This is a genomic window from Butyrivibrio sp. NC2002, from assembly GCF_000702265.1.
Classification (GTDB): Bacteria; Bacillota; Clostridia; order Lachnospirales; family Lachnospiraceae; genus Butyrivibrio.
The window spans coordinates 550,332-563,124 of record NZ_KL370880.1; the positions used below are offsets into that span (position 1 = coordinate 550,332).

The 12,793-nt window shown below is 40.5% G+C and carries 12 protein-coding genes; 11 read left to right on the top strand and 1 reads right to left on the bottom strand.

Going from position 1 to position 12,793, the window contains the following annotated elements:
• Positions 1 to 42 precede the first annotated feature (42 nt).
• The 6 genes from T543_RS09510 (at position 43) to T543_RS09535 (ending at position 6,386) form a co-directional block, all read left to right on the top strand.
• Positions 43 to 756: a zinc metallopeptidase gene (locus T543_RS09510; protein WP_081830009.1), complete on the top strand. Its 714-nt coding sequence runs from the start codon at positions 43 to 45 to the stop codon at positions 754 to 756.
• Between the two features lies 1 nt (position 757).
• Complete coding sequence (gene rsmB, locus T543_RS09515; RefSeq protein ID WP_035767815.1) at positions 758 to 2,140, top strand: 16S rRNA (cytosine(967)-C(5))-methyltransferase RsmB; 1,383 nt, start codon at positions 758 to 760, stop codon at positions 2,138 to 2,140.
• Positions 2,141 to 2,155: 15 nt separating this feature from the next.
• Positions 2,156 to 3,196, top strand: coding sequence for a dual-specificity RNA methyltransferase RlmN (gene rlmN, locus T543_RS09520; protein ID WP_035767816.1), 1,041 nt, complete (start codon positions 2,156 to 2,158; stop codon positions 3,194 to 3,196).
• Positions 3,197 to 3,407: 211 nt separating this feature from the next.
• On the top strand, positions 3,408 to 4,889 hold the full coding sequence (locus T543_RS09525) for a DUF1846 domain-containing protein (RefSeq protein WP_035767817.1): 1,482 nt from the start codon (positions 3,408 to 3,410) through the stop codon (positions 4,887 to 4,889).
• 150 nt (positions 4,890 to 5,039) lie between these two features.
• Positions 5,040 to 5,495: a hypothetical protein gene (locus T543_RS09530; protein ID WP_035767818.1), complete on the top strand. Its 456-nt coding sequence runs from the start codon at positions 5,040 to 5,042 to the stop codon at positions 5,493 to 5,495.
• Between the two features lie 378 nt (positions 5,496 to 5,873).
• On the top strand, positions 5,874 to 6,386 hold the full coding sequence (locus T543_RS09535) for a CarD family transcriptional regulator (protein ID WP_035767819.1): 513 nt from the start codon (positions 5,874 to 5,876) through the stop codon (positions 6,384 to 6,386).
• A gap of 170 nt (positions 6,387 to 6,556) precedes the next feature.
• Here T543_RS09535 and T543_RS09540 read toward each other — a convergent pair whose 3' ends face one another.
• Entirely contained in the window at positions 6,557 to 8,284 is a 1,728-nt protein-coding gene (locus T543_RS09540; protein WP_035767820.1) for a methyl-accepting chemotaxis protein, read from the bottom strand.
• 202 nt (positions 8,285 to 8,486) lie between these two features.
• Here T543_RS09540 and T543_RS09545 point away from each other — a divergent pair, with 202 nt between their 5' ends.
• The 5 genes from T543_RS09545 (at position 8,487) to cysS (ending at position 12,786) form a co-directional block, all read left to right on the top strand.
• Positions 8,487 to 9,665 (top strand): alanyl-tRNA editing protein, encoded by a 1,179-nt coding sequence (locus tag T543_RS09545; protein WP_051638670.1) that lies wholly within the window; start codon positions 8,487 to 8,489, stop codon positions 9,663 to 9,665.
• Between the two features lie 15 nt (positions 9,666 to 9,680).
• On the top strand, positions 9,681 to 10,400 hold the full coding sequence (locus tag T543_RS09550) for an AzlC family ABC transporter permease (RefSeq protein WP_035767822.1): 720 nt from the start codon (positions 9,681 to 9,683) through the stop codon (positions 10,398 to 10,400).
• Positions 10,393 to 10,698, top strand: a complete 306-nt coding sequence (locus tag T543_RS09555; RefSeq protein ID WP_035767827.1) for an AzlD domain-containing protein — start codon at positions 10,393 to 10,395, stop codon at positions 10,696 to 10,698. Before T543_RS09550 ends, T543_RS09555 begins: the two co-directional genes overlap by 8 nt.
• A 73-nt stretch (positions 10,699 to 10,771) precedes the next feature.
• Positions 10,772 to 11,317 carry a 2-C-methyl-D-erythritol 2,4-cyclodiphosphate synthase gene (ispF, locus tag T543_RS09560; protein ID WP_035767828.1) on the top strand — a complete coding sequence of 182 codons (546 nt, stop codon included), beginning with the start codon at positions 10,772 to 10,774 and terminating at the stop codon, positions 11,315 to 11,317.
• A gap of 44 nt (positions 11,318 to 11,361) precedes the next feature.
• Positions 11,362 to 12,786: a cysteine--tRNA ligase gene (cysS, locus tag T543_RS09565; protein WP_035767830.1), complete on the top strand. Its 1,425-nt coding sequence runs from the start codon at positions 11,362 to 11,364 to the stop codon at positions 12,784 to 12,786.
• Positions 12,787 to 12,793 lie beyond the last annotated feature (7 nt).

Sequence of the window (12,793 nt, forward strand, 5' to 3'; positions counted from 1 at the left end):
AAAAATAAAAATAATAGAGGCAGCAGGCCTTAGGAGGTAATTATGTATCATTACGGATATTACAGCATGTTTTATGATCCCACATATATTCTTGTTTTGATCGGAGCCGTTTTGTGTATGGCTGCCAGCGGGTTGGTTAATGCAACCTATAGCAAATATGCAAGAGTAAGAAGCATGACCGGTAAAACAGGAGCTCAGGTTGCACAGGAGCTTCTTATGAGAAATGGAATAACAGATGTAAGAGTGGCACATGTTTCAGGCAATCTTACGGACCATTATGATCCCAGAACCAAAACAGTTAATTTGTCTGATGCTACTTATGATTCAAACAGCGTTGCAGCTATAGGCGTTGCTGCACATGAATGCGGACATGTACTTCAGCATCACACAGGATATGTTCCGCTTAGCATCAGGGCAGCTCTTGTACCTGCTGCAAATATCGGTTCAAAGCTGGGACTGCCGATAATCATTCTTGGAATTATTATTGGTATGACACCGCTTGCAAAGCTGGGCATCGTAGTATTTTCACTTGCTGTTGCTTTTCAGCTTGTAACACTACCCGTTGAGTTTAATGCATCTAGCAGAGCACTGGTAATGCTTGGAGATTATGGAATACTTGCTGAGGATGAACTTAGTAAGTCAAGAAAGGTTCTTTCTGCAGCTGCACTTACATATGTTGCTGCAGCTGCATCATCGATATTGCAGCTGCTTAGACTTGTTCTTATTGTAGGTGGCGGAAACAGAAGGCGGGACTAATATGGCAATGCAGATAAATGAAAGAGATATAGCTTTTGGCATATTGATGGATATGGAGAAAAAAGGTGTCAGAGAGTTTGCAGGGGTGAAGCATGCCCTCGACAGAATGGACTATCTTGATACCAAAAGCAAGGCATTCATCAAATATCTTGCAGAGGGCACGATCGAAAGAACCATAACTTTGGATTATATAATCAATCTGTATGCCAAAACCGGCACTGCTAAGATGAATCCAAATATTCGCTGCATAATAAGAATGGGAACCTTCCAGATCATGTATATGGACTCCGTTCCTGATTCGGCAGCAGTTAATGAGTCTGTAAAGCTTGTAATAAACCACGGACTTAAGAATCTGAAAGGCTTTGTAAACGGAGTCCTGAGAAACATTGCAAGAAATAAGGACAATATAGATTGGCCGGATCCCGGAGTTACCAGAAGCACAAAAAGTGCATATTTGGCCATAAGATATTCTCAGCCGCAGTGGCTTGCGGATAAATGGAGCAGTGACTATGGTCTTGATAAGACACTTACGGCATTTAAGTTTTTCCTTGAGCCAAGACCCGTCACGATAAGATTCAGCAAAAGATATAAAGCAGAGGATATTAAGAGCCTTGTAGCCAAAATGAAGACGGCTAATGATGGCAGAATAGTTCTTAAAGCAAGCCCTGTTCTTCCGTATGCGCTTAATATGTACCATACTGATAATATCATGTACATTCCCGGTTTTTCGGAAGGTGCGTGGATTGTTCAGGACGTAAGCTCAATGCTTGTTGGTGAAGTTGCAAATGTAAAGCCTGGAAATACCGTGATCGATGTCTGCGCAGCTCCAGGAGGTAAGAGCCTTCACGCAGCAGATAATATGAATGGAACAGGAAAAGTAATAGCCTGCGATATATCTGAGAACAAATGCATGCTCATCCAGGAGAACGTGCGAAGAATGCAGCTTGATAATGTAGAGGTACGTCAGAATGACGCATCAAAGCATAGAGAAGAATTTGAAAATGCAGCTGATGTGCTTCTTTGCGATCTTCCTTGCACGGGACTTGGTGTTATCGGAAGAAAACCCGATATCAAGATGAATACAGAGCCAGCGGCTATACGTGCTCTTCAGGAAAAGCAGAGAGAAATCCTTTCCTGCGTGTGGGACTATGTCAAAGTGGGTGGCACGCTTGTTTACAGTACCTGCACGATGACAAAAGAAGAAAATGACGACAATGTAGCATGGTTTCTTGAAAACTATCCCTTTGAAGCAGTTGATATTACAGACAGGCTTCCTGAGATGATGAGAGAAAAGGAAACGGTAAAGAACGGATATATTCAGCTTGCTCCGGGTGAGTATGGCACAGATGGATTCTTTATAGCCAAGTTCAGGAGAATAAGTTAAAAGTAAGAAATAAGTATGACAGATATTAAATCATTGGATCTAAATGAATTAAAAGAATATATGAAAGGTATTGGTGAGGCTCCATTCAGGGCAGGTCAGTTATATGACTGGATGCATGTGAAGATGGCAAGGTCTTTTGACGAGATGACAAACCTCTCCAAGAACCTCAGAGAAAAGCTCAAAAATGAGTGTTCCTTCGTATCTCTTGGGATTGAGAGAATGCAGGAATCTAAAATTGATGGCACAAGAAAATATTTGTTTTCTCTTGCAGACGGCAATCTTATAGAGAGTGTTTTCATGAAATACAAATTTGGAAACAGTGTATGCGTATCATCTCAGGTAGGATGCAGAATGGGCTGCAGGTTTTGCGCATCAACAATAGACGGTGTTGAGAGAAACCTTGAGCCGTCAGAAATACTTGATCAGATATATGCGATTTCAAGGGACACCGGAGAGAAGATATCGAGAATCGTGGTTATGGGAAGTGGAGAACCGCTTGATAATTATGATAACGTACTAAAATTTGTAAAGCTTCTTTCTGATAAAAATGGATTGAATATCGGGCAGAGAAATATAACAGTTTCTACCTGCGGAATTGTTCCCAATATTGACAGACTTTCAGATGAAAAGCTTCAGATCAATCTGGCTATTTCGCTGCATGCATCAAATCAGGAGAAGAGGCAGCAGCTTATGCCTATAGCAAATAAGTACTCGATTGATGAACTTATTGAAGCCTGTAAGAGGTACTTTGACAGGACAGGCAGACAGCTTACTTTTGAATATTCGCTGGTTGGCGGAGTAAATGATTTTGATGAAGACGCAGATGAATTATCTCAGCTTTTATCAGGTCTTAACTGTGTTGTGAATCTGATCCCCGTAAATCCGATAAAGGAGAGGGACTTTGTTGAAAGCACAAAGGAGAGAGTCAGAGATTTTCAGAAGCGCCTCGAAAAGAGAAACATAAATGCAACGATCAGGCGAGAGATGGGACGCGACATTGACGGTGCCTGCGGCCAACTAAGGCGCAGACATTTAAGTGGAGAATTAAAACTATAGCAATAATGTTACTCCACTGACCTCATCCTTCCCTTCTTGCTTAGGTAGTAGTAGCAGCCAAAAAACTTCTGATTACACCAGTACTACATTATAAACATTCATTTGTTTTTGAGTAATATATGACTAAAATAAAAAATATGTGGTACAATATCTTCTTGTTGTAAATTTGTAGTGAGAGTAGTTAATTCATTATATAGAAGGAGAGAAAACAGTGAAACAGGCATTTGATAATGATAAGTACATTTCCATGCAATCTGAGAAGATCAAGGAAAGAATCGAAAAATTTGGCGGGAAACTTTATATGGAGTTTGGAGGAAAACTGTTTGATGATTATCATGCATCAAGAGTTCTTCCGGGATTTCAGCCGGACTCAAAGATTCGTATGCTTACTCAGTTAAAGGAAGATGCTGAGATAGTCATAGTCATCAATTCAAATGACATTGAGAAAAACAAAGTAAGAGGTGATCTCGGCATTACTTATGATATGGATGTGCTCAGACTTATTGATGCCTTTCATGACTACGGATTATATGTAGGGTCTGTGGTTCTGACAAGATATGACGGAAATGATCAGGTTATAGCTTATCAGAAGAAGCTTGAAGCTCTCGGAATCAAAGTTTACAGACATTATACAATACCCGGTTATCCTTCAAATATTCCGCTTATTATAAGTGAAGAAGGATATGGAAAAAATGAATATATCGAGACCAAGCATAAGCTTGTTGTTGTGACAGCTCCCGGTCCCGGAAGCGGAAAAATGGCAGTATGTCTTTCACAGCTTTACCATGAAAACAGACATGGTGTTAAAGCCGGATATGCTAAGTTTGAGACATTCCCTATTTGGAATATTCCCCTTCAGCATCCCGTTAATCTTGCCTATGAAGCAGCAACGGTTGACCTTGCCGATATGAATATGATAGATCCTTATCATCTTGAAGCATACGGAGAAACTACTGTTAACTACAACAGAGACGTTGCGGTGTTCCCTGTACTTAACACAATGTTTAAGCAGATATACGGCGACTCTCCGTACAAGTCACCAACCGATATGGGCGTGAATATGGCAGGAAACTGCATTATAGATGACGAAGCCGCCAAGGCAGCAGGAAAACAGGAAATTATCCGCAGATATTACAAGGAATTATGCGAAAAGAGAAAGGGCGAAAGCTCAGCTGAGAGAATAGACAACCTTGAACTTATAATGCAGAAAGCAGGATGCAGCATACAGGACAGACCCGTAGTTGCTGCTGCTAACCTTAAGGCAGAGCTTACAGGAGCTCCCGCAGCTGCTATAGAACTTCCGGATGGACAGGTTATTACAGGAAAAACCAGTGCACTTATGGGTGCAACAAGTGCCATGGTACTAAACGCTCTCAAGGTTATGGCGGGAGTAGAAGATGAGGCTCAGCTTATTTCTCCTTCTATCATAGAGCCTATACAGAGTCTTAAAGTCAATCATTTAGGTGGACATAATCCGCACCTTCATGTTGGCGAGATACTTATTGCTCTTACTATCTGCGCTGCTACAGACCCCAAGGCCAAGGCAGCTGTAGAGCAGCTTGGTAAACTCAGAGGACTGGAAGTTCATTCAACTGTTATCCTTTCACCTGTTGATGAAAACACCTTCCAAAAGCTTGGAGTTAACCTTACCTGTGAGGCAAAATATCAGACTAAAAAGCTATATCACGGTTAACGAAAAAACATTTAGGTAATAATGATTTAATAAAGTTATAATATTTGGCGATGATTATTGTGCTATAATTATTATTGTATTACCGATAGCAAAATTTCAGATTTTCGATGTTTTGAAATAATCTTTCAGTGCTTTTACAGGAGGTTTCGGATGAATCAAAGTCTTTATAATGCTGTATTTGGCGTGGAAGTCGGTGGGCAGGTTATAGATCCGTTTGGAGCTGCAAATATTGATTTTAACAAAGTAATCGGCGACATGAAGCTTGGCGGTTACGAAATATCGTCTCTTACGGTTGCGGAGTTTATTATCCTGCATCAGCTTGATGATATGAGAAAGTATAAGAACAATATCATGGAAGCTGCTATTGGGAACGAGAATAAGGATGAGTTCTGCAGAAATAAATACGGCATCTCTTTTAAAGACATTGATGCACTTGAACCTACTAAGGACATCGAGTGGGATCTTAAAAGCGGACAGGTTATTTTATTCCTGTCACACGAGGCTCAATATAAAGAAGATGCATATATGAAACTCTTTGGTGATGCACTCCAGCTGTTTTGTCAGGAAACAGGTTTTATCTATACAAAGCTGGGTGAATCGTTATAAAGGACTATCAATCCTCCTTTCCTTTTTGAGTTTTACGTTATAAAGACGGCCGGGCGCGAGTATATCTCCGCTCGGTCTTCTTGTTTAATAGGAAATTCCTCCGAATTTCCTATTAAACAAGAAAACGCTCCGCTATGGATGCGCACTCGCGCGTAAGGTATATGTTGCATAAATGCAACCGCGCTCGGCGCGAGCATGTTGCGAGCAACATGCTTTTTTATTTTGCGATAAAACGATTAAAAATAGACTTTATAAATCTTAAGTATTTCTTAAGATTGTTAAAACGGACTCTGAATATATTACATTTTTTGTAAGATTTTGATAAAATTATTTTAGTGTCGCCGTTTGGTTTGTTTTATTTAGATGGAGGAACAAAATATGTTAAACAAAGGAGATTGCGTAGTTTATGGTAACCATGGTCTGTGCGAGGTAAAGGATATTCTTGTTCCGTCCTTTTTAGAGAGAGGCAATAAGACACTGTATTACAGTATGGTTTCCAGCATCGACAGCAAAGGGGTGCTTTATGTTCCAGTTGAAGGTGCTGAGGACAAAATGCGAGATGCCATCGATGCTGACGAGGCAGAAGAGCTTATCGACGAGATAGATGAGCTTGAGGAATATGACATTCCTCAGGGTAAGAAGGCAGAGGCTGTTATTGTTGATGTTATCAAGAGAAACAATGCGCCCGAGATGATGTGCCTTGTTAAGTCGCTTCGTAAGATCAAGGCTGTTCGTGCCGCTGAAGGTAAGAAATTTGCTTCTATGGATGAGAAGTATCTTGGAATTGCCGAGAAGCTTTTATATTCAGAGATGGCCTACTCTATGGAAGAGAAACTGGATGCTGTAAAGGAAAGAGTGTGTTCTGAACTCTCTCAGCTTTCACTAGTTTAATTTTTATGCTTTTTAATAAGGGCTGCTGCTTTGGATTTAACTCATTGCAGTGGCCCTTTTCTATGTGAGATTGACTATTTTAAGAAAAGTAATTTGCTAAAGAAAAGTGCAACACATTGAATTGCTCAAATGCGTTGCACTTTTTGCTTATATGAATTTAAATCCCAACATCAAGGTTTGAAATATCCAATTGCATCTGTCATCTGTTCTGCCAGATTCTGAAGATCGTTCGCAGCCTGAGTGATGATTGAGAACGTTGCGTTGAGTTCCTGCATGGATGCGTTGGTTTCTTCCGTTGATGCGGCATTTTCTTCTGATACTGCCGACAGGTCGGAGATTATTTCAACAAGCTGTTCTTTTGCGGCATTCAGTTCTTCGATTCTTCCGGATATATTATTGGTGCTTTCAGATACATTATCCACATTTACTTCCATGTTCTGCATGTTTGTTCTTGTATCGTCAAGCTGAGATTCCTGCTGTTCGAAGTTTGCGTTCAGCTTCTGCATGACTTCGACGGAAGCTTCCGAATCAGCAACAAGTGTTGAAACGATTTTCTTGATTTCATCAGCGCTTTCACTACTCTGTACTGCAAGCTGACCGATTTCCGTAGCAACAACTGCGAAGCCTTTTCCGGCATCACCTGCTCTTGCAGCTTCAATTGAAGCATTCAGGGACAAAAGGTTAGTCTGTGATGCAATTGATGTGATGGCTTCTGAGAACTTGGAAATCTCTTTAGCTGATTCATTGGTGGATTCAATGGTCTGTCCGATTTCTTTAACAGATTCCTGTACCTCTTTGCTTTGGGCAATTAGCTTATTGAGGGCATCCATAGCAGCCAGGCAGGAATCCTTCATTTCTTTTGAATAGGATTGCAGTTGATTTACATTTTCAGTTACAACATCAATATTATTGCCTATCTCCTGAGTATTACCTGCGGCCGTTTCTACGCTCTCTGCCTGAGAAACAGCGCCCTTTGAAATCTCGTCAACCGCTTCGCTGACCTGATTGGAGGCATCTGAAGCCTGATTTGCGGAATCACTTAGAGAAGCACCTGATTGCTTCAATTCATTGGACATGTTGATTGTCGTGCGGATTACTTCGCCAAGCTTGTTTGAAAGGGTTTGAGCACCTTCCGCCAACAGACCGATTTCATCATTTCTCTGTATGGATGATTCGTCGATATTAAGCTTTAGTTCTCCAAGAGAAAGATGACCGAGCTCATCAGCGATGGCTTTCATCTTAACAGATACTTTGTTTGTTACGATAATGCCTACTGCAGATAAAATGGCTACAAGGATGACAGCAATGATTACCATTCTTAAAATGATACTTCTTATTCGTGCTTCAACATCATGAACAGCTCTTCCTGCAAATACAAGACCTGCCACGGAGCCATCAGAGTTAAGCATAGGCGCATAGTATGCATAGTATACATCTGTAGCTCCTGCAACAGATGACTTTGGAGCATAAAACTCTGCTTTCTTATCGAGAGCATTGGCTTTTGCGGTTGCATTTAATGTGTAATCTACAAGTTTAGTAGTGCCATTACTATCATAAAGCGTAGTAATTACGCGCTTATCCATGTAAAACAGAGAATATTCAATACCTGTCTTGGAATGAAGAGTGTCCATCAGATCTTCGTATTCTGTCATTACATTCTGTTCACCTTTAAAAAGGTTGGTTCCATCATAGGACCAATCACCGTCCCAGACGGAGTTCATTTCACTTTGCAGGTGCTCTGCACCTATTTTTAATTCTTCTTCTATCATGGTATCGTAGGTGCTATTGATTTCTACTGCACTTATTATTGTCAGTAAAACAGATATACCTACAATTGCTCCTATTGCGATAAAGATGAGCTTTTGAATAAGTTTTCCGTTTTTTGCCTTTTTTTCCATGATATGCCCCCTTGTAAAAAAAAAGAAACCTATATAAAGAAAATCCTATACTTAAATTATATATTAATTATTTCGCTTTAACGCAGAAAAATAGAAAAGTTATCAAAATTTTATAAATGGTAAATAAATGTATTTAAAAGGATTTTGCCGGCTAAATCCTTGCACCCACTTAGCAGTCTCTGTATAATTGGAAATTATGAGTATGAAAACTATTAAATTATATGATGAACAACCTTATGAAACTGAATTTGAAGCAGCAGTAATTTCATGTACTCCTTCAGCAAAAAAAGACGGAGCCTATGAAGTGACTCTGGACAAAACGCTGTTTTTCCCTGAGGAGGGCGGTCAGACTCCGGATAAAGGAGTTCTCAAAGCAGACGGAGAGGAAGAAGTAGAGGTTATTGATGTTCAAATAAAAGATGATATCATTTACCACACTGTCAGCAGAAAAATTCCGGAGGGAATAACCCTTTGCGGCATAATTGATTTTGAACACAGATTTTCCAATATGCAGCAGCATACGGGAGAGCACATCTTTTCCGGGATAGTTCACAGTATTTATGGCTATGACAATGTCGGATTCCACCTAAGCGACAATATCGTCACTATGGATTACAGCGGAAAACTTGATGAAGATGACATAGCAAAGGTTGAAGGGCTTGTTAATGAAGCTATTTTTAAGGATGTTTGTGTAAAAGCCTGGTATCCTTCAAAGGAAGAGCTGGATAAGATAGACTATCGAAGTAAAAAGGAATTATCAGGTGATGTCAGGATCGTGGAGATTCCCGGATATGATATCTGTGCCTGCTGTGCGCCTCATGTCAGAAGAACCGGTGAGATCGGCATATTGAAGGTCATATCATTTCAGAATTATAAGGGCGGAACAAGGGTCAGCATCCTGTGCGGAAACAGAGCATATCTGTATTTGAAAAAAGAACATGACATGATCGGCAGACTTGCGCTTTCTCTGTCTACATCATGGGAAAATATTCCGGATGTATTTTCAAAGCAGCAGGAAGAAATTGCGGATTTAAAGAAGAGGTTGTCAGATATGGCAGAAAAGGTCCTTCTTAAAGAAGCAGAGAATCTGCCGGATGGCGAAAATGTGTGTATGTTTGCCCAGTCCGGGACAGATCCCAATGTTGCCAGAAGGATAGTCAATGATCTTATGGAGAAAAAAAGCGGATACTGCGGTATTTTTATAGGAAATGATGCAGAGGGATATCGATTTATAATCGGAAGCAAAAATTGTAATTGCAATGACTTGCTTCAGGAAATGAGAAAAACAATCCAGGTAAGGGGCGGTGGTGCTCCTGCCATGGTTCAGGGGAGTGTAAGCTGCGCAGGCAGTGATATTGAAAAAGTTTTTGCTTGTATTTAAATACGGGAGGATGAGTTGAGTAATACCAATAACGAGTTTAAGAGGGGGCTTAGGGATGCCATTCCCATCTGCCTTGGATATCTTGCGGTGTCCTTTGCTTTTGGAATACAGGCATCGGAAGCGGGATTGTCTGTTTTTCAGGCATCTTTTATGTCGCTTGCAAATGTTACGAGTGCAGGACAGTTTTCATCGCTTGATCTTATAAAAAATAATGCTGCATACGCGGAGATGGCGCTTTTACAGTTTGTCGTGAATTTAAGATATATGCTTATGAGTACGGCTTTGTCGCAAAAACTCTCACATAAAGAAAGCACACTCAGAAGATGCCTTGTTGCGTATGGCGTTACCGATGAGATTTTTGGACTCAGTGTTACTACAAAAGGAAGGCTTTATCCCGAATATTCATACGGACTTATAGTCTGTTCAGTATTTGGGTGGATTCTAGGCACTTTTCTTGGAGCCTGTGCAGGTCAGCTTATGCCACACAGACTTATAAGCGCACTTGGTATGGCTATTTACGGAATGTTTCTTGCAATCATTATTCCGGATTCCAAAGAAAACAAAGTTATATTGGCAGTTGTGATAAGTGCGATGGTTTTGAGCACGATCTTTACCTATGCACCTGTATTAAAAGATATTTCCTCAGGATTCAGGATTATTATAGTGACTGTAGTTGTTGCGCTTACTGCAGCATACTTTGCCCCCAGGAGTGAGGAGGTAGCCGAGGATGCATAACATATATCTGTATATTCTGGTAATGGCGCTTGTTACATACCTTATCAGGATGCTGCCACTTACACTTATCAGAAATGAGATAAAGAGCAAATACATAAAATCTTTCTTATACTATGTGCCGTATGCAACACTTGCAGCAATGACTTTTCCGGCAATACTTCATGCTTCGGATGATGTAAGGGCATCGGCTATGGGCTTTTTGGTTGCTCTTATCCTCTCATACAGGAAAAAAAGCCTGCTTACAGTTGCAGCTTGTGCCTGTATAGTTGTTTTTGTAGCAGAACTGTTTTTGGTGTAGTATATTGTTTGGATGTTGATCAGGATTATGGTCAATATAAAAGACGATTGTAACTTATTTTGAAAGGAATAATATGAGAATAGGTACAGGTTATGATGTACACAAGCTTGTGAGTGGTCGGGACCTTATCATAGGCGGTGTAAAAATAGAACATACTCTGGGGCTTCTTGGACATTCGGATGCAGATGTTCTTCTTCATGCAATAGCTGATGCGGTACTTGGAGCTGCAGGACTTAAGGATATCGGGGCACATTTTCCCGATACGGATCCCAAATATAAGGGAATATCTTCAATGCTTTTACTTGAGCATGTAAGAGAGCTTATAGAAGATAAGGGATTTATCGTAGGCAATGTTGATGCCACTGTAATTGCGCAGGCGCCAAAGCTTAGACCCTACATAGAACAGATGGAAGAAAATGTTGCAAAATGTCTTGGCATAGATGTTTCTCAGGTTAACATCAAAGCAACTACAGAGGAACATCTTGGATTTACAGGAAGAGAAGAAGGCATATCTTCTCAGGCGGTCTGTCTGCTTTATGATATGTATGATGCAAGCAGGACAGTATATGACAGCGGCTTATCCTGTGAAGGATGCGCAGGATGCAATAAAAAAGCGTAATAAAAGAGAAATAATAAGGCATGGACCTTTTAAGAGGAGATAAAATGGCAGCGAAGTTTGAATTTTACAATACGTTATCAAGAAAAGTTGAGGAGTTTGTTCCAAGGGAAGGTAACAAGGTATCGATGTATACCTGCGGACCTACAGTTTACCACTATGCACACATAGGAAATATCCGTACTTACATAATGCAGGATGTACTTATCAAATCACTTATGTATGCAGGATATGATGTAAAGCGCGTTATGAATATCACTGATGTCGGTCATCTTTCATCTGATGCTGACACAGGTGAAGATAAGGTGCTTGCAGGAGCAAAGAGAGAGCACAAGACTGTTATGGAGGTTGCCAAGTTCTATACAGATGCGTTCTTCAAGGATTTTGATGCAGTTGGAAATAAACGCCCTGACGTTGTTGAACCTGCAACAAACTGCATTCCTGAGTTTATACACATGATAGAGGTTCTTCTGGAAAAAGGATTTGCCTATGTTGCAGGAGGAAATGTGTATTTTGACACAAGCAAGCTTGATGATTACTATGTTTTCTCTTCTGCGGTTGAAAAAGAGCAGCTTGCAGTTGGCGTAAGAGATGATGTTGAGGAAGATACAAATAAGAAGAACAAGACTGATTTCGTTCTTTGGTTTACCAAATCAAAATTTGAAGATCAGGCGCTTAAATGGGATAGTCCTTGGGGAGTAGGATATCCCGGTTGGCACATCGAGTGCTCATGCATATCAATGAAGCATCTTGGTGAATATATCGATATACACTGCGGCGGAGTTGATAATATTTTCCCTCACCACACTAATGAGATAGCGCAGTCTGAGAGCTTCCTTGGACATAAGTGGTGCAATTACTGGTTCCACAGCAATCACTTAAATGACAAGTCAGGCAAGATGTCCAAATCAAAGGGGGCTGTGCTTACTGTTTCTGTTTTGAAGGAAAAAGGTTATGATCCGCTTGTTTACAGATTGTTCTGCCTGAATTCACATTACAGAAAGCCTCTTGAATTTTCATTTGATGCACTGGATAACGTGGCAGCAGCTTACAATAAACTCGTAAAACGTGTGGCAGAGCTTAAAGAAGATGGCCCAGTTGATGAGGCTGTAAAGAAGGAATTTGAGGAAAGATTTCTTGAAGCTGTTTCAGGTGACCTTAATACATCAATGGCAGTAACTATACTCTATGACGCGCTCAAGGCTGATACAAATGATGCTACTAAATTATATCTTGTAAATAGTTTTGATAAGGTGCTTTCACTTGATCTTGCAGGACATGCCGCTGCTCTTTCTGACGGCCCTGAAGTTGATCCTGAGCTTCTTGCATTCATTGAAGATGCTATCGAGAGAAGAAAAGAAGCAAAGAAAGCCAAGGATTTTGCAAAGGCTGATGCAATAAGAGATGAGCTTATGCAGAAGGGCGTTGAAATAAAAGACACAAGGGAAGGCGTTAAGTGGAATCTTATATGATGCACGA